This window comes from Arthrobacter sp. fls2-241-R2A-200 (assembly GCF_030209745.1).
Taxonomy (GTDB): domain Bacteria; phylum Actinomycetota; class Actinomycetes; order Actinomycetales; family Micrococcaceae; genus Arthrobacter.
Genome location: NZ_JARVRJ010000015.1, coordinates 1 through 16,715 on the forward strand (window position 1 = coordinate 1; position 16,715 = coordinate 16,715).

Here is a 16,715-nt window from a genome sequence, read left to right on the forward strand (position 1 = left end):
TGACCAGGTCGAAGGCGCGGCGCAGGATCTCGGCCCGCACGCGGGGCGCGGTGCGCGCCCACTCGGCCTGTGCCCTGTCAGCAGCGTCCAGGGCAGCGATAGCGTCCTCGCTTGTAGCGGAGGCGAGGGTGGCGAGCACCTGGCCGGTGGCGGGATCTTGCACATCGAAAGTGCCGTCGTCGGACGCCTCCCGCCATTCACCATTGATCAGCAAACCGGTGGTCACGGCTGCCAGCAGGGAAGTCTCCCGCTCCCGCTGGTCAGCAGGGGACAGCTCAGAAACAGTCATAAAGAAATCCTTCAAAGATAGGGTTTTGAGAGGCGGAAACACCGGAGGGGCGTCTCTAGTAGGCCTTGACTCGTTGCTCAACCAGGAGGTGGATGAGTGCGAACACCTTGTCCTCGTCTATCGCCTTGAGAGCGGCGGTGATGGCATCCGGAACATCGGCGTCGCGTTCGACTTTGATGCCGAAGCCGCCGAAGGCCCGTGCCATCAGACCGAAGTCGGGATTTTTGAGCTGGGTTCCCGAGACCCGGTCCGGGTAGTGGCGTTCCTGGTGCGTGCGGATGGTTCCGTATTCCTGGTTGTCCATCACGATCACCAAGGGAGTTGCGCCGTACTGGGCTGCAGTGGCCAGTTCCTGACCGTTCATCAGGAACTCGCCGTCGCCGGCGATGGTGACCACACGCCTGCCCGGGTACTCCAGTGACGCGGCGATTGCCGAGGGAACGGAGTACCCCATGGAGCCATTGCGCGCGCTGATCATCGATGCATACCGCTGGGTGGGGAAGTAGCGGTGGGCCCAGTTGGTGTGCTCGCCGGCACCCAGGGTGACCATCGCGTCCGCCGGCAGCGTGGGGACAAGATTTGCCATCAGGGTGTCCATGCGGGCCTGGCCTTCGCTGGGCGCTGCTGGCGGGAGGGCGGCGAAAGCTTCCTGCTCCCCGCGCATCCTCGCTGTCCAGGTCTGCCACTCGCTCTTGACCGGCAGTTCGATCTTGGCCAGGTCCCGCACGAACACATCGGGCTTGGCAACGATCTGATACGAGACAGGGCCGGAACGGCCCCGGAGCGAGGGGTCGATGGTGACCAAGAAGTTCTTCTTGTTCCAGTCCTGCCGGCACAGGAACCCGTCGGTGATGACATCGCCCGGCACTGTTCCCACAAAGACAAGCAGGTCGGTTTCCTCCAGCAGGTCATACGTCGGGCGGGGCCGTCCGTAGCCGATAGGTCCAACGTAGGAGGGGGAGTCGAAGGGGACGGTGCCTTCGGTACGCCATTCGGCTGCTGCAGGGATGTGGTGCTTTTCCAGCCAGCGGGTGAGCTGGTCTGCGCCTTCCTGCGTCCAGTCATTGCCGCCGGTGACAAAAAGGGGCTTGCTGGACGCGGCCAAGGCCTTCGCAAGGGCCTCAGAATCGACCGTTGTCATACCGCCAGTCGCCACAGGAATCGGGGGATGCAGCTCCGCGCTGATCTGCTGGCGGATCACATCCTCCGGCAAGCCCACGACGACCGGGCCGGGTCGGCCGCTCATGGCCGCAAAGAGCGCTTCCGCGACGATCTCCGATGCCCTTTCGGCGTGATCGAGGACCATGACGCGCTTGGCCCCGGTATCGAACCATGCCTTGATATCGAATTCCTGGAACGCCTCGCGATCCCGATGCGCGAACGGAATCAGCCCGACGAACAGCACCATCGGGGTCGAGTCCTGCCACGCCGTGTGCAGACCAACGTGGGCATTAGCCGCACCGGGGCCGCGGGTCACCATCGCTATACCCGGCAGCTGGTTCATCTTGCCGTCAGCTTCGGCCATGTACGTTGCCCCACCCTCGTGACGGCAGACAATCGTTTCAATTGCCGAGTCGTGGAGGCCGTCCAGGACGTCCAAGAAGCTCTCACCGGGCACGACGTGGGTTCGTCTGATGCCGTGGGCGACCAGGGTATCGACAATGACGTGCCCGGCTGACTTCCGGCCAGTTTTCGGGGCAGGCTGGATGTTCAGAGCATTTTGCAGCAGTGCTTCAGTCATCGCGCTGCCTTCCTGTTGGTCGCTGTGCGCGGGGCAGAAGGAAGCTGGGCGGGGCACGGGGGAGAGGGGAGCGTCATTGCTTTCCTGTCGAGGAAGGGGAGATGGGGGTGCGGCGAGCCCACAGGCACCGGAGTGCCTGCGGGCTCATGTGCGTGGTTAGGCGTGTGCTGCGGTCTTTATCAGGTCGAGGGCGACGTCGGCGATCATGTCTTCCTGGCCCCCGATCAGCTTTCGGCGGCCTACTTCGACGAGGATGTCTCTGGCGTCCAGGCCGTAGGTGTCGGCTGCCCGCTCCGCGTGGCGAAGGAAGCTGGAGTAGACGCCTGCGTAGCCCAGCGTGAGTGTTTGCCGGTCGACCTGCACGGGTCGGTCGTGCAGCGGGCGGACCAGTTCGTCGGCTGCGTCCTGAAGGGCAAACAGATCGGCCCCATGTTGCCAGCCCTGCAGGGTGGCAACCGCGGCGAAGGGTTCGATCGGAGTGTTGCCGGCTCCGGCGCCGTGCCCTGCCAGGGAGGCGTCCACCCGGTAGGCGCCTTCTTCGACGGCGACCACTGAGTTCGCCACGGCCAGGGACAGGTTCTGGTGGGCGTGGATGCCGATCTCGGTTTCGGGCCTGAGGGCTTGCCGGTATGCCTTGACCCGTGATCGGACCCCGTCCATGGTGAGGCCTCCACCGGAGTCGGTGACGTAGACGCAGTTGGCGCCGTAGGACTCCATTAAGAGGGCCTGCTTGACGAGTTCCTCAGCGGGGATCATGTGGGACATCATCAGGAAGCCGGAGACGTCCATGCCGATTTCCCGCGCCGTGGCGATGTGCTGGGCGGAGACGTCTGCTTCGGTGCAGTGGGTGGCGACGCGAACTGAGCGTACGCCCAGGTCGTAGGCGTGCTTGAGTTCCTTGACCGTGCCGATTCCGGGCAGGATCAGGGTTGTCAGGCGTGCGTTTTTGACGACGTCTGCTGCTGCCTCGATCCATTCCCAGTCGGTGTGGCTCCCGGGGCCGTAGGTGAGGCTGCTTCCTGCGAGGCCGTCGCCGTGGGAGACTTCAATCGCGTCGACGCCCGCGGCGTCGAGGGCGGCGGCGATTTTGCGGGTGTTTTCGATGGAGATCCGGTGCCGGACGGCGTGCATGCCGTCTCTGAGGGTCACGTCCTGAAGGAAGACCTTGGCAGGATTGGTTGTGTCGTTGTGGCTGCTCATCGGGTTGCTCCCTCTCGTGCGGTGACCAGGCGTTCTGCGACGCGCAGTGCGGCCGAGGTCATGATGTCCAGGTTGCCGGCGTAGGAGGGCAGGTAGTGGGCCGCCCCTTCAACCTCGAGGAAGACACTGACGCGTGTGTAGCTTCCGGTCCGGCGCTCTTCGGGGATGAGGGCCTCGACGTCGGTCCCTTCGTCCTGGAACTGGACGCTTTGCTTAAGCCGGTATCCCGGCACGTATTCGGCAACTGATCCGACCATCTGGGCTACGGATTCCTCGACCGCGGCCCGTCCGGCCTCATCCAGCCGGTCCACCAGGCAGAGAACCGTGTCACGCATGATGACGGGCGGGTCAGCGGGGTTCAGGACGATGATTGCTTTGCCCGCGGCGGCGCCGCCGACGTTCACGATCGCTTCGGATGTCGTTTCAGTGAACTCGTCGATGTTGGCCCGGGTTCCGGGGCCGGCTGATTTCGACGAGATGGAGGCCACGATCTCGGCGTAGTGGACAGGGGCTGCCTTGCCGACTGCCGCGACCACCGGGATGGTGGCCTGGCCGCCGCAGGTGACCATGTTCACGTCCGGGGCGTCCAGGTGCTCGTCGAGGTTTACAGGTGGAACGACGAAGGGTCCGATGGCTGCCGGGGTGAGGTCGATCAGCCTTTTGCCGTAGGGTTCGAGTTTTTCGGCGTTGTAGCGGTGGGCGCCGGCTGAGGTAGCGTCAAAGATGACCTCAATGTCTTGGAATTCTGGCATGGCGATCAGGCCTTCGACACCGTCGGCCGTGGTGGCCACACCGATCCGGCGGGCGCGGGCGAGGCCGTCGGAGGCGGGGTCAATGCCGACGAAGACCCCCATTTCAAGGTGCTGCGAGAGCCTCTTGATTTTGAACATGAGGTCGGTTCCGATGTTTCCGGATCCGATGATCGCGACTTTTGCGGTCATGGCTTCTCCTGGTTGAGTACGGCCCGGACGGTCCCGAGACCGGTGATGGTCGCTTCGATTGGTTCGTTGGGGAGGAAGGGGATCATGGGCCCCAGGGCGCCCGAGAGAATAATCTCCCCGGCGCGGAGCGGCCTGCCCAGGTCAGCAGCTGTTTGGGCCACCCAGACCAGCGCGTTCAGAGGGTCTCCAAGGCAGGCTGCCCCGTTTCCTCGCGATGCTTCCTCGCCGTTGCGGGTCAGCGTCATGGTTACGTCTGCGGGGACGAATTCACTGAGCTTTACCCTCTGCTCGCCGATGACGAACAGGCCGCTGGAGGCGTTGTCAGCGACGGTGTCGACGATGCCGATATCCCAGTTACTGATCCGGCTGTCAACGATTTCCAGGGCCGATGCCGCGTAGTCCACTGCGCGCCGTACCGTTTCGGGGTCCGGATCGTCGATATCTTCAGCGAGGATGAAGGCGATCTCAGCTTCAACGCGCGGTGCGATCAGTCGGTGCCCGGTGACGATTCCGTCAGCAGGCACCTGCATTTCGTCCAACAGGACACCGAAATCCGGTTGATCCACCCCGAGCTGCTTCTGAACGGCCGGCGAGGTGAGCCCGACCTTCCTGCCTACGCGCCTGGCGCCACGTTCGGTGCGGCGCTGGATACCCAGCTCCTGAACCGTATACGCCGATACCAGGTCATCACCGAGGACATCCCGAACAGGGGGACAAGGCGTACCGGAAAGGAGAGCCTCCGTCAGCTGCTCATCGGCTGTGGCCACGGGGGATTGGGTGAGCGTCATTTTGTTGCCTCGCAGGGGTGAAGGTTTTGTTCAGGCATTTTTGAGCACCGCCGTGGTGATGCCGAAACCGGCGATGTATTCGGGGATGGGCTTGTAGAACTCGTAGCTAACCTCGTACTCACCGCATGCCCTTAGCGCTGAGTAGGCTGCCACCCAGGTCCGTACTTCGTGGGAAGAATGTCCGGCGACCCTGTTCATTTCTTCAGGATCGTAGGCGTCGAAGCCTTCCACCTGCCCGGAGCGGCATACGTCCAGGAAGGCGCGGTCCCACTCTGGGTTGAGGTCCATGATGTCGGCCTCGCCACGGGCAAAGGCCTCCGCCGTGGCGATAGTCCTGGCTTGTCGGGCTGCGCGCGCCTCCGGTGTGGGGTTGCGGCCGTTGGTCAGCATGGCGCGCTGCTCCGGAGTCGCCGTGGCGATCTGCGGGACGGGCGGGTCGTGGGAGAGTCCGCCGGAGCCGATGAACAGCACCTTCTTGTCAGTGTTTTTGAAGTAGTCACCGATTGCCTCGCCGAACTTGCGCACACGCTGAACCTTGGAGAAGGGTGGGGCGACGGAATTGATGAAAATCGGGATGACGGGCTTGGCGGTGACGTCGCCCCGGTACAGGACCTCCATGGGCTGGACTGCTCCGTGGTCCACCTCCATGCGCCGGGAGATGGCTGTATCGAGGTCCCGGTCGATCACGTGCTGGGCAAGTTTTTCTGCGATCTCGGTGGGGACGTCCAGTTTGCCGGCGAACGAGTCATAGTCTCCGGTTCCGTAGGCCTCGTAACCGATGCAGAACGGCGGCATCAGGTCGTAAAAGAAGCCGTTGTAGTGGTCGGGTCCGAAGTTGATGACGAGATCGGGGTCGAAATCGCTGACGAACTGACGGGCTTGGTCGAAGGCCGCCTCGACCTGTGCCTTTACCTCCGGATCGGGGTTGGCGTGCTCAAGTAGGGGGCTGTGTGACATGCACACGAGTGCCTGGGTCATTGTCTGTCCTCTCTATCCGGCTCTTGTCAGCGTCCGACGCCGCGGGCGGTGAGGTACTGCTTGATGATGGTGTTGAATTCCTCGGCCCGCTCCACCTGGGACCAGTGACCGCACTGGCTGAAGATGTGGGCGTCGGCGTTCGGAATGATGTTGAGCAGCTCCCACGTGCGGGAGATCGGAATGACGACGTCCTGGACCCCATGGATGAGCAGGACCGGGATGTCCAGTTTCGAAAGAACGTCAAAATCCAGGGGGAGCTCGGTGCGGTCGCGGTCACGTGCTGCGACGACGTCACTGAGTCGGTCTGAAGCAGTGTCGTTCAGGGCTGCCTGGTAGCGCAGCGCGACGAGTTCGTCTGTGACCAATGACTTATCCACTACGAACATTTCCAGGGTCCGGCGGACGCCGGCTTCCGAGAGATCCGGCTTGGAGTGGGCAGCAAGGGCTCCTGTCAGTTTCGCTCCGCCTGTTCCCATGGAGACGATGCCGAGCAGCCGTTCGGGGTAGTCGATGGCGAACTGGAACGCGAGCCATCCGCCAAGGGAGTTGCCAACAATCCATGTCCTTTCGATGCCCAGGGCGTCGAGGACGCGGACTGCGTGGCGTACCCATTCGCGGATCCCGTACTGGGTTCCGGGGGCGACGACGCTTTGACCGTAGCCGATGGAGTCGATGGCGATGCACCGCCCGAGTTCGGCAAGCTCTGGCAGGTTGAGCCACCAGTTTGCGGCCGCGGTGACCCCGGTGCCGGATCCGTGGAGGAACAGGATCGGGGTCCCTTCACCCAGTTCGTGGTAGTGGGTCAGCTCGCCGGGGGCTGTTTCGAGCCATTTATCTTCCAACCCGAAAAACTCGTCGGTGGTGTAAGAGGGAATTTGTGCCGTGGGCATGGTGAGTCCTTCCGAAAGCTTTGTAATGGGTTAGCGGGCCGGTACGGGGTGGCGAAGGGAAGTGGCGAGGATGCTTTCGAGTGCTTCCCTGAGCTGGGCCTCAGCCTCATCTGCTTCCCACACTGAGGAGAGTTGACGCCAGGCGACATAGCCGTCGGGGCGCACAAGCAGTGCCCCCGCTTCTTCGGTCTCCCGCGTCTTCGCCCAGTAAGCGTAGGGGTCCTCGTAGCCGGATTCGCCGACGACCACGGTGCGCAGGAAAGGCAGGTTCAGCCGCTCTGCAGCTTGCTTCCAGGCTTGGCCAGACAGCCCGGTGACGAGGGAGAACTTTCCATGGCCGGTGACGTCGAGCGTCGATACGCGGCGGCCAGATGCGTCCACCAGCCAGGCGTGGGGCAGTTTGGCGCCAGGACGCGTCGTCGACTGAACGTGCAGCTGGGGATCGCGTTCGAACTTTTCCTCCGGCGTGCCGTCGGGGACAACAGCTGCACTGGCATAACGCTGGTTCAGTTCCACTCCATGAGCGTTGAACTCGTAGTTCTTCAGCTCGAGTGCTTTGCTGAGGCGTTCACGCAGTTCTGCGCCTTCGGCTGTTGTGGCGCGCAGCCGGGCAAGGCCCGCTTCCACTGTGCGGGTTCCGTCTCCGGCGTCGGTGTTGAAGCAGTCACGCAAGGGTGCGTAATCCAGGCGGGACTGATTGGCCCGGGCAACAATTTGTGCGCCAACGGGAACCCGCTCTGTCGAATACGTTTCCAGCAGCGCCGGCCCCGCGTAGCCCTTGATCGCGAAGGCCAGCTTCCAGGCGAGGTTGAAGGCGTCCTGCATGCAGGTGTTGGACCCCAGCCCGCTGCTTGGTGGGTGCCGGTGAGTGGCATCCCCGCCGCAGAACACCCGCCCCTTCGACATCGACAGCGCATGCTGCTGGTTGACGTACCAGGTGGAAACCCCCTCAATCTCCAGTTCCAGAGAAGGGTCGCCAACCAGGGTTCGGATTTGGGCGGTCACGGTGTCAATGCTGAGATCCGGTTCTCCCGCGTCCTTGTCAAAGCCCCAGCCGGCAATCCATTCGTTCCATGGCCGGACGCAGCGCAGCAGCCCCATGCCTATTTCACCGAAGGCGGCCGAAGGGTTCATGATCCAGTGCAGGATGCTGGGCCGGTGCTCGACGTAGCGCGAGAGATCGGCGTGGAAACGCACGTAGGCTGTGCCCGCCCTTGCCGTGTGGCCAACAATTTCCAGCCCGATCTCTTCCGCGATCTTGCTCTTGGCCCCGTCAGCCCCGATAAGGTAGCGGGCGCGGACCGAGTATTCCTGGCCGGAGTTCCGGTTCAGAAGGCGAACGGTTACACCGTGCTCATCCTGGGCGTGGCCCAGGTACTTGGTGGAGAAGGAAACCTTCGCCCCCCGTTCTGCCGCGTTCTTCACCAGCAGTGGTTCCATATACGTCTGGGGAATGTCCAGCATGGTGCAGGGACTGGCCTGGACATACTCGCCGGACCTGGCGTCACCGGTGCCCCACGTCTGCAGTCGGGCGATCTCGGGGCCGGCCAGTGAAGTCGTGAACAGGGTGTCGCCCATCTGTTCCCACGGCACCGCGTAACGCTGGGCTTCCTCTTCGACACCAAGGTCGCGAAGAACCTCAACGGCCCTTTGATTGGTGATGTGCGCCCGCGGGGTGTTGGCCAGCCACGACCACTGGGAGACCATCATGGTCCTGACTCCATACGAAGCCAAAGCGAGGGCGGCAGTCCCTCCGGTAGGTCCGGTTCCAACGATAACAACGTCCGTGTCATAGGCCGTGTCGGGATCCGCCTCCCTGTCTCGGAGATCTGCGGCACCGACGATATCGGTGAAATTTGAAGACATTGCTGTTCCTTCACGTCTTTGTGTGATGTGGGGCACCTCGCTATAAATGCTAGCATGCAAGCAGGTGAACGCATAGCCCAAAAGCGGCTGAATGCATTTAAGTGGGCACGACGTCGAGCAGTCGCTGGCCGATCTCAAGCCGGCAGAATGGGAGTGTTACTGCTCGCTCTTGCCAGGCGCAGCCAACAGTGAGGCCCTCAGTTTCGGGAGCGTAATGACGCGGGCAAACAACGCCATGGAGGCAACAGACGCCTGGTGGGCTGATTCGTCCGCTGCGGAGGAGGCGTCGGACAGGATGTACGTCGTGTACCCAAGGTCGGCAGCCTGACGTACTGCACCCTCCACTGAGGCATTGGTAGCTACGCCGCACACAACCACATTCTCGATGCCGCGGGACTTGAGGAGTTCGTTCAGTAGCGAGCGGCTGAAGGGGCCGGGCAAATGATGCGTAACCACGACGTCCTGGTCGAGAACGCCTATCTCCGGAACGATGGCAGTGCCTTCGCTGCCCTCCTTTAGGCAGCCTGCCTCTTTAGCCAGTTGCAGTAGAGGAACAGACTCGTCAAGGTCTGCGTAGTCGTGGGCAAAGGCGATCCGCAGCGGAACCACAAGCCCACCTGCTTCTCGGACAGCTCTCATGGCGCTGTGGCAGTTGGCGAGGATGTTGCATGAGAGCACTTCCGGGCTGAATAGTGCTCCAAAAGCTGTCCCGGGGGAGACGATGTCATGCTGCAGGTGGACGACCAGGAGTGCAGTGGAATCAGGGTTGAGGGTGTTCACTGGTGCGCTCCCGGTCTATTCGTTTGGCTTGAGGATGATGGATGTGAAGCCTCCGGCGCGGTCGGTTGCTGCGTCGATGGCTTGGTTTGCCTCTTCGAGGCTGTAGTGCCATGCCTCAAAGTGGCTCAGGTCCAGGGTGCCGGCAGCGGCCATCCGCGCCATTTCCTCGCCTTCGGCCACGCTGAACCACAGTGAGGTGAGCAAATCGATTTGCATGGTCATAAGCCGGTACATCGGTACTGGAAGGTTCTCAGGCATGGCGCCAATGCTGACCATTCGCCCGCCCCGGCGCAGGGCCCAGATCCCGGCCATGCTCACGTCCGCGGTAGCCTTGTCACCAAGTGCGTCCAGGTAAACGTCAGCGCCGAGGCCGTCAGTGTTCTCCCGGACCCAGTCTCCGACGTTACCGTCGTCGTACGCCCTTGTGTGGATGCGGTCAGGGGCGATCTGGCGGATCCGCTCGAGCAGCTCCCGGTTCCGGGCAACCCCAAAAATCTTGGTAGCACCCATGGCCAGTGCCAGCAGCACGGCGCTCAGACCGAGCGTTCCTGTCACCCCATGGATGAGAAGGTTGGTACCGGCGCGCACATCGCCTTTCCGAAGGCCGGAGTAAGCGGTGCCCAGATACCCGAATCGTGATGCGTGATCCATCGGGACGTTTGCAGGTATTCGAATAATTCCAGATGCCGGCGCCTTCACGTACTGGCACATCCCCCCGTGGGGGTAGTCCTTATGAATCTCAGTTGAGTCCGGTCCGAACCCGAAGTACCCCTGGAATGTGTAGGCGCTGTCGCTAAGGGGATCTCCGGTCCGGGACGCCCACGAGTCGCCTGAGTCACGGCCAGGATTCAAGTAGACCCGATCGCCCGGCTTCAGATTCCGTACACGCGACCCCACCTCGCTGATCACGCCAGCGGTGTCCATGCCGAAGATTGCCGGGAGTTCCGGCAGGGGCAGGAACGGCTTCTGCGACGGGTAGGTGGAGATCACGTTCCTCAGGTTCTGAACCAGGTTGGCGGATTCGACCTTGATCACCACGTCATATTCGCCAGGGGCGGGGACGGGGACTTCGTCGATCTGGAACTTCCCGCCCACTTCGTGCAGCCGGGCCGCACGCATTGTGTTTGTCATTCTGCTTCTCTTCGCTAGGGAATCGCCACTGCATTGTGACGCAGGTCCCATCCTGAGAGAGCGTGATGAAGAGTGCAAACTCTCGTCCCATTCAGCGGGTCAGCCGTCCCCCAATATTCCGAGTTTGGTTCTGCTGTTCAGTCGCTGGTGAGGGCGCTGTTCCGGGGCAGTTGGCGGCCCAAGGCCAAGGCCGCGGTGCGTACTGCAGGGGCGACGCGTTCAGTGTCCAGTAAGCCTGCTGAGCCCGAGGCGGACAAGGCAGCCACGAGCGCTCCTCCAGAGTCCAGGACAGGGCTGGCTACGCATGCGCTACCCGGCGCGGATTCGTTTTCCTCGAAGGCCAAGCCTCTGGCGCTGATTTCTATGAGCTCGGCCCGCAGCACCTGCTCGTCAGTGATCGTGCTGCGGGTCACTTGCGGCAGGCCGTATGCGAGGACTCGGTCAAGGACGGGCGTTGGGCAAAAAGCAAGCATGGCTTTTCCTACCGCGGTCGCGTGCGCAGGTACTCTGCCACCGACGCGGGACGGCAGCGCAGGCGTGCCACGGCCGCGCAGTATCTCGATGTAGACCACGTCCGCGGCGTCCAGGACGGTAAGGTGAACGGTTTGGCCCGTGGCGTTTCGGAGGTCAACCATGACCCCCAGGGCCCGTCTGCGAAGTTCCTTGGGAGTGACCACCATCTGCCCCAGTTCGAACAAGGTAAGGCCGAGACGGAAGCCCGGTCCGTGGCGCTCCAAAAACTGCAGACGCAGAAGTTCGGCGGAAAGGCGGGAAACGGTGGATTTTGGCAGTCCCGTTCTTCGGGCTAGCTCCGAAACGCCCAATTGTTGGTCCTCCATCCGAAAGGCGCCGAGGATGAGGCCGGCACGTTCCAGTACCGACGACGAGTTGTTCCATTCAGCGGTGCGCATTCGATGATTCTTGCCTTTCAGCTTCCCGACGTCAATGGCAAGCAGCAGTTGGGGAGTGGGTGCTGCAGGGAGTGGGCGAGGCGCACGACGGCTCGTAGGGGAGGCCTCGTGGGAAGCCGAAAGGCACCCTCCCTGCCTCGGGACGGGTGCCTTTCGGTTTTTCCTAAGCTGCTGTTACCGGCTGGTCGAAGAGCGAGGTGGTGTCAAGGATGTGCAGCTCCATCTCAGCCTTGGCGGTCTCAGCGTCACCCGCCGCCAGAGCATTGCGGATCTTGTCATGATCCTCCTGGCGTTCCGGGATGTGGTTGGCCAAGGGCCGGGGCAGTCCGTGGGTATTGATCAGGAAATCGCTGAGATCCCACATGCGGCGGCTGGTGGTGCTGATGATCCTGGACCCTGCCATGTTGTGAATCTGTTCATGGAATTCCCGATTCAGTTCCCTGTATCCGCGTGAGCGGACCTGTTCATCCGGATGCGAGCCAAGGTCTCTGATGCGTTGGGAAATTGCGTCAAGTTCCCTGATTCCTGCCGCGGTGGTCCGCGTTGCTGCTACCGCGGCGATGGCACCTTCGAAGCCTGAGAACATCTTGAAGAAGTCGTGGACCTCGTGCTGCGGATATGACATGACGACGGAACCAATTTGGGGCAGTATTTCGATGAGTCCGTCGCTGGCCAGGAGCCGCAATGCCTCCATGACAGGTTGCTTGCTGACGCCGAATTCCGAGCGGAGAGCCTCAACAGAGAGACGTGAACCTGCGGGGATGTCTCCATCCAGGAGGCGTTTCTTCACCGTTTGGTACATCTGTCCGGACAAACGACCGCCGGCCCCGGATGTTCTTCCCGTCAGGGTCTGCTGATTCTCAGTCGTCATAATGCTAGTATGCCAGCCTTTCAATGCGGTCACCGGCCTTCCGGCTTTCGGTGCTTTTAAGCGCCTGCGGCAGCCCCGCGCACGGCGTCGTCCTCTTCGGTGGCGTGTTCGATCTGGCGCTCGGCTTCGCGCTTGCCCCACCCCCCTGGCAGAAGTGCCACGGAGATGACGGAGATGACAGAGGCAGCAACCATATAGAGCACGATGGAGTTGCTGGTGCCGGTGGCTGCAAGCAGTGCAGTGGCGATCAAGGGTGCGAAGGCAGAACCAAGGATTTGAGAGATGGTGTACCCGACCGAAGCACCGGTATACCGGACTTCCCTGGAGAAAACCAGCGCAAAAAGTGAACCGGTGACGCCGGCGGCGGGCGCCATCGCTATGCCGAAGACCAGAACCACGGCGATCAGGAAGTTGAAGGCGCTTCCCGTGTTGATCAGCAGGAATGCCGGCCAGATGGTCACGCCCATCGCTACTGCACCAATGAAGTAGACGGTCTTGCGTCCGATGCGATCCGAGAGGGAGCCGAAGATCGGGTAGAGGATGACTGCGACGATGCCGGCCGCGAATACGCTCAAAAGCACCGATGACCGATCAATCTTCACCACAGAGGTTGCATAGTTCACCAGGTAGGACATGGTGATGTATGCGAAGACGCCTTGGCTCAGGTAGGTGCCGGCAACGAGGAATATCTCCTTGGGATGGCGGCGGAAGGCTTCTTTGATGGGTAGCTTGACGAGTTCCTTCTTCTCGCGGGCGGCCGCAAACGCAGGGCTCTCGGCGATGGTCAATCGGATGATCAGTCCCACCACAACGAGCAAGGAGCTAATGAGGAAGGGAATCCTCCAGCCCCAGGCAAGGAACTGTGCATCGGGGAGCTGCGCCGTGATGAGGAAGGCCACCGTGGCGAGGCTGGTTCCGGCGGGGGCGCCCATCTGCGGGAAGGCCCCGAAGAATCCCCTGCGGCCTGAAGGTGCATGCTCGACCGCCATCAGTGTCGCACCACCCCACTCACCGCCGACCATGAAGCCCTGGAAAAGGCGGAGCATAGTCAGCAAAATGGGGGCCGCGACCCCTATCTGCGCATAGCCGGGAAGAATTCCCATAAGGAATGTCGCCGCACCCATGCCTACCAGGGAGATCACCAACATCTTCTTCCGGCCTACGCGGTCACCGAAGTGACCGAAAACGACGCCGCCAAGGGGACGGGCCAAGAATCCCACACCGAAGGTAGCGAATGCCAGCAAAGATCCCATCAAGGGAGAAGCTTCCGGAAAGAAGAGTTTAGGGAATACGAGGGCGGCCGCTGTGCCGTAGATGAAAAAGTCGTAATACTCAATCGTTGTACCGATAAGGCTGGCAGTTGCAACCTTGGCCGGGGAGCCGACTGTGCGGCTCGATGTCTTCGTCGACATAATGTGCTCCTGGTGGAGGATAGGGAAAGTGAAAGGCGGCGAACGGCTAGCATGCTAGCCCGCCAATAACGGTACGTGAAGCATGGGCGTGATTCAAGTCATAGGAATGCTTGCATGCTAGCCCGCCAACGATGTAGCGTGGCTCACACCGGCACCGTCAGTGGTGCTCTTTCCAATTTGCTGCAAGGGAGCAGAAATGAGTTTGATGCAGGCCGCCCGTCTTCACGAAGTCGGCAAGCCGTTTCAGGTCGACCAGATTGAGAAGCCGACGCCAGGACCACACGATGTGATTGTCGAAGTGAAGGCCTGCAACGTGGTCCCGAACCTGCGCAACGTCATCACGACCTACCCGGAGTGGTTCCCGTTCCTGCCACTGCCTAAGCTGCCAGCCATCTACGGCTTGGACGCGGCAGGAATCGTCTCGGAAGTAGGATCCCATGTTCGGAACGTCAAGCCGGGCGACAGGGTCTACATCAATCCGGGCCGTGACACCGGCGATTCGTATGCCTCCCGCCGGGGCGAGAGGATCAATGATCCCGCCTATACCTTCCAGGGCTACTTTGGCTTCGGAGCGGGTTCACAGCAGGTGTTCGAGGACTACCCGCACGGTGGCTTCTGCGAGTTCATGAAAGCGCCGGCTGATGGGCTGGTTATTCTTCCCGAGAGCATCTCCTTTGAGCAGGCCTGCCGCTTCGGCTACTTGGGAACGTCCTACTCCGCGCTGAAGAAGGCGGGTGCTGCCGCGGGAACGTCTGTCCTGATCCACGGAGGCACCGGAACGCTCGGCCTCGGTGCTGTACTTAACGCGCTTGGCATGGGAGCAACGAAAGTTTTCGCCGTCGCCCGCGACCGCGAGCTTCTGGAGCAGGTCCGCCAGTTGGATCCGCGCCGGGTCCACATTCTGTCCTACGGAGATGAGCCTGTCGGGGACTGGGTTCGAAAGCACACTGACGGCCTGGGCGCAGACATCTTTATCGACGCGATTGGTCCGGGTGCTCCCAAAGAGACCACCCTGGCAGGAATTGAGTCGCTGCGCCGGGGCGGACGGATGGCCAGCATCGGCGGAATGTCCGAAGAGCTTCCCGTAGAAATGTTCCGGCTCATGTGCTTCCAGATCAGCATCATTGGCTCTCTCTGGTTCACCGTGGGGGATGGTCAGGATATGGCAGAAATGGCAGCCGCCGGCACCCTGGACCTCTCAGTATTCGAGCAGGAGATCTTCCCTCTGTCCGAAGTGAATGAGGCTCTTGATGCCGTTGAAAAACGCCGCGGCGGTTTCACAAACGTCGTAGTGGTGCCTGGGAAATAGGAGAACGAGTCATGGAACTCAACCGAGAACGCACAGCCGTCATCGCCATTCACTGCCAGGGTGACATCGTTTCTCAGGAGGGAGCCTTCGCCCCCTTCTTCTTCGACGAAGTCAAGCGCCGCCGTGTCATCGAGAAGGTATCCGGCCTGCTTGGAGCTGCCCGCCACGCCGGAATTCAAGTGGTGTACACGAGGGTCGCCTTCAGCCCCGATTACAGTGACCTCGTACCCAATTCCCCGCTGCTTCAGGGCGTCCAACAGGGCGGCTCGTTGAAGGACGGCAGCGCCCTCGCCGAGATCATTTCACCTCTCGCGCCAAAGGGGGGTGACACGGTAATCACCCACACCACGGTGGGCGGAATGACACCAGAACTGCATTCCACTCTCTCCGAGCACAACATCGACACGTTGCTTTTCGCCGGTGTCGCAACGAACGTGAGTGTCGAAGGAACAGCTCGCGCGGCAGTTGACCTGGGATACAAAGTGTTCCTGGTGGAGGATGCATGCTCGGCGGCTACCCAGGAAGCTCATCAGGCATCCATCGATTCCCTTTCAATGCTTGCGGGAATCACCACGGTGCAGGACGTTGAAAACACTATCTTGGCCAAGCAGCCGATCTAGAAACCACGGATCCTGGCGGCGTGCATCCGCACGTCGCCAGGATTCACGGCGTGGCCGTGACATTACCTTGGGAAGGGGCGAGTGGCTTGTCTCTACAGCTACAGGAAGACTGGGTTCCCTTGTTGGGGGCAGGAAATCCGTATTGTCCGCCGTGGACAAGAGGTCCGGAACGGCGTAGTCGACGCAGTTATGCCCGACGGATCGATCCTATGGCTCGCTGCCGAAGCAACTACTCCGCGCTCGATGTTTGAGCGGGCGGCCGGGTACGAGGCCTGGATTCGCTACCAATGGGCATAGTCCGAAAGAAGAGCTCGACAAATTGCCTTGCAACGAGGGCTGCAGGGCCAGACGGGATTGCTGATGGGGCGGAACATGGAGGTGCATCCACTCCGTAAGCCCCCGAATAAAGGAGGCCATAATGCCAATGCCCACCTCGATCCAGCAGTTCCAGGAAAGCTGGGACGCCTTTCGGGCCACCATTGGCTTCCAAGAGATCAGCGATACCCTCGGCCTCGTCCCGCACAGCTGCGGGGAGGACGTCATGTCCATGAGCATGGAACTTGCACCTCAGCTCCGCCAAGCAGGGGGATGTTCTCTGCTACCGCTCTTTTTGGTGCCGCTGATCTGACAGGGACATTCTTAGCAATGCAGGTGTCTCGCTTTGGATCATTTCCGTTGGCTGTGCAGTCGAACCTGAACTTCCTCAGCAACTCGCTTGTCGGGCCGGTGATTGCTACTGCCCGACCACTACGGGTTGGCCGGTCCACCATCGTGGCGTCGGTAGAGGTTGGAGATGCGCACGGCAAGCTATTGGTTGCCTCCACATTTACCTACTTAAGCAAAAGCAACAAACGTCAGCTGACCTGATCATCTACTTCTCGCCGGCCATGCAAAAAGGCCGATAATTGCGATTCTGTAAAGCAATGGTCGTGCAGACCATGGCACATCGACGGTGCAGGAAGGGGAGCGGATCACTCCAACTTTGCGT

Annotated in this window: 17 protein-coding genes; 4 read left to right on the forward strand and 13 right to left on the reverse strand. The window is 61.6% G+C overall.

Annotated features, from left to right (window positions below; translation table 11 throughout):
• The 13 genes from QRN42_RS15610 to QRN42_RS15670 form a co-directional block, all read right to left on the reverse strand.
• Nucleotides 1-289 (reverse strand): aldehyde dehydrogenase family protein (locus QRN42_RS15610; RefSeq protein WP_284980068.1); only part of this gene is annotated, 289 nt, incomplete at its 3' end.
• Between the two features lie 55 nt (nt 290-344).
• A complete protein-coding gene (locus QRN42_RS15615; RefSeq protein WP_284980069.1) occupies nt 345-2,030 on the reverse strand; it encodes a thiamine pyrophosphate-dependent enzyme in 1,686 nt (561 codons plus the stop codon).
• Nucleotides 2,031-2,186: 156 nt separating this feature from the next.
• Nucleotides 2,187-3,230 carry a 4-hydroxy-2-oxovalerate aldolase gene (gene dmpG, locus QRN42_RS15620; protein ID WP_284980070.1) on the reverse strand — a complete coding sequence of 348 codons (1,044 nt, stop codon included), beginning with the start codon at nt 3,228-3,230 and terminating at the stop codon, nt 2,187-2,189.
• Nucleotides 3,227-4,171 (reverse strand): acetaldehyde dehydrogenase (acetylating), encoded by a 945-nt coding sequence (locus QRN42_RS15625; protein ID WP_284980071.1) that lies wholly within the window; start codon nt 4,169-4,171, stop codon nt 3,227-3,229. The genes dmpG and QRN42_RS15625 overlap by 4 nt, the downstream gene beginning before the upstream one ends.
• Nucleotides 4,168-4,959, reverse strand: a complete 792-nt coding sequence (locus tag QRN42_RS15630; protein ID WP_284980072.1) for a 2-keto-4-pentenoate hydratase — start codon at nt 4,957-4,959, stop codon at nt 4,168-4,170. Before QRN42_RS15630 ends, QRN42_RS15625 begins: the two co-directional genes overlap by 4 nt.
• A gap of 30 nt (nt 4,960-4,989) precedes the next feature.
• Entirely contained in the window at nt 4,990-5,937 is a 948-nt protein-coding gene (locus QRN42_RS15635; protein WP_284980073.1) for a 3-carboxyethylcatechol 2,3-dioxygenase, read from the reverse strand.
• Between the two features lie 26 nt (nt 5,938-5,963).
• Entirely contained in the window at nt 5,964-6,827 is an 864-nt protein-coding gene (locus QRN42_RS15640) for an alpha/beta fold hydrolase (RefSeq protein WP_284980074.1), read from the reverse strand.
• A 30-nt stretch (nt 6,828-6,857) separates the two neighbouring features.
• Nucleotides 6,858-8,693: an FAD-dependent oxidoreductase gene (locus QRN42_RS15645; RefSeq protein ID WP_284980075.1), complete on the reverse strand. Its 1,836-nt coding sequence runs from the start codon at nt 8,691-8,693 to the stop codon at nt 6,858-6,860.
• A gap of 156 nt (nt 8,694-8,849) precedes the next feature.
• The gene (locus QRN42_RS15650) at nt 8,850-9,473 is read right to left on the reverse strand and encodes a cysteine hydrolase family protein (protein WP_284980076.1); all 624 of its coding nucleotides are present in this window, start codon (nt 9,471-9,473) and stop codon (nt 8,850-8,852) included.
• A gap of 15 nt (nt 9,474-9,488) precedes the next feature.
• Entirely contained in the window at nt 9,489-10,604 is a 1,116-nt protein-coding gene (locus QRN42_RS15655; protein WP_284980077.1) for an alcohol dehydrogenase catalytic domain-containing protein, read from the reverse strand.
• Between the two features lie 137 nt (nt 10,605-10,741).
• Complete coding sequence (locus QRN42_RS15660; protein WP_284980078.1) at nt 10,742-11,515, reverse strand: IclR family transcriptional regulator; 774 nt, start codon at nt 11,513-11,515, stop codon at nt 10,742-10,744.
• 163 nt (nt 11,516-11,678) lie between these two features.
• Nucleotides 11,679-12,386, reverse strand: a complete 708-nt coding sequence (locus tag QRN42_RS15665; RefSeq protein WP_284980079.1) for a GntR family transcriptional regulator — start codon at nt 12,384-12,386, stop codon at nt 11,679-11,681.
• Between the two features lie 56 nt (nt 12,387-12,442).
• Nucleotides 12,443-13,798: an MFS transporter gene (locus QRN42_RS15670; RefSeq protein ID WP_284980080.1), complete on the reverse strand. Its 1,356-nt coding sequence runs from the start codon at nt 13,796-13,798 to the stop codon at nt 12,443-12,445.
• Nucleotides 13,799-13,994: 196 nt separating this feature from the next.
• On the opposite strand from QRN42_RS15670, the gene QRN42_RS15675 reads away from it, so the two are divergent.
• The 4 genes from QRN42_RS15675 to QRN42_RS18045 all read left to right on the forward strand — a co-directional run bounded on the left by QRN42_RS15675 (nt 13,995) and on the right by QRN42_RS18045 (nt 16,594).
• A complete protein-coding gene (locus tag QRN42_RS15675) occupies nt 13,995-15,107 on the forward strand; it encodes an alcohol dehydrogenase catalytic domain-containing protein (RefSeq protein WP_284980081.1) in 1,113 nt (370 codons plus the stop codon).
• An 11-nt stretch (nt 15,108-15,118) separates the two neighbouring features.
• Entirely contained in the window at nt 15,119-15,727 is a 609-nt protein-coding gene (locus QRN42_RS15680; RefSeq protein ID WP_284980082.1) for a cysteine hydrolase family protein, read from the forward strand.
• 418 nt (nt 15,728-16,145) lie between these two features.
• Entirely contained in the window at nt 16,146-16,355 is a 210-nt protein-coding gene (locus QRN42_RS15685; protein ID WP_284980083.1) for a hypothetical protein, read from the forward strand.
• Between the two features lie 17 nt (nt 16,356-16,372).
• A complete protein-coding gene (locus tag QRN42_RS18045; protein WP_350224891.1) occupies nt 16,373-16,594 on the forward strand; it encodes a PaaI family thioesterase in 222 nt (73 codons plus the stop codon).
• The last annotated feature ends 121 nt before the right edge of the window (nt 16,595-16,715 follow it).

Coding starts and splice junctions, on each gene's coding strand:
- QRN42_RS15665 (WP_284980079.1), bottom strand. CDS start 12,386: ATGACGACTGAGAATCAGCAGACCCTGACGGGAAGAACATCCGGGGCC.
- dmpG (WP_284980070.1), bottom strand. CDS start 3,230: ATGAGCAGCCACAACGACACAACCAATCCTGCCAAGGTCTTCCTTCAG.
- QRN42_RS15635 (WP_284980073.1), bottom strand. CDS start 5,937: ATGACCCAGGCACTCGTGTGCATGTCACACAGCCCCCTACTTGAGCAC.
- QRN42_RS15660 (WP_284980078.1), bottom strand. CDS start 11,515: ATGCGCACCGCTGAATGGAACAACTCGTCGTCGGTACTGGAACGTGCC.
- QRN42_RS15675 (WP_284980081.1), top strand. CDS start 13,995: ATGAGTTTGATGCAGGCCGCCCGTCTTCACGAAGTCGGCAAGCCGTTT.
- QRN42_RS15680 (WP_284980082.1), top strand. CDS start 15,119: ATGGAACTCAACCGAGAACGCACAGCCGTCATCGCCATTCACTGCCAG.
- QRN42_RS15625 (WP_284980071.1), bottom strand. CDS start 4,171: ATGACCGCAAAAGTCGCGATCATCGGATCCGGAAACATCGGAACCGAC.
- QRN42_RS15630 (WP_284980072.1), bottom strand. CDS start 4,959: ATGACGCTCACCCAATCCCCCGTGGCCACAGCCGATGAGCAGCTGACG.
- QRN42_RS18045 (WP_350224891.1), top strand. CDS start 16,373: ATGCAGGTGTCTCGCTTTGGATCATTTCCGTTGGCTGTGCAGTCGAAC.
- QRN42_RS15655 (WP_284980077.1), bottom strand. CDS start 10,604: ATGACAAACACAATGCGTGCGGCCCGGCTGCACGAAGTGGGCGGGAAG.
- QRN42_RS15645 (WP_284980075.1), bottom strand. CDS start 8,693: ATGTCTTCAAATTTCACCGATATCGTCGGTGCCGCAGATCTCCGAGAC.
- QRN42_RS15615 (WP_284980069.1), bottom strand. CDS start 2,030: ATGACTGAAGCACTGCTGCAAAATGCTCTGAACATCCAGCCTGCCCCG.
- QRN42_RS15670 (WP_284980080.1), bottom strand. CDS start 13,798: ATGTCGACGAAGACATCGAGCCGCACAGTCGGCTCCCCGGCCAAGGTT.
- QRN42_RS15685 (WP_284980083.1), top strand. CDS start 16,146: ATGCCAATGCCCACCTCGATCCAGCAGTTCCAGGAAAGCTGGGACGCC.
- QRN42_RS15640 (WP_284980074.1), bottom strand. CDS start 6,827: ATGCCCACGGCACAAATTCCCTCTTACACCACCGACGAGTTTTTCGGG.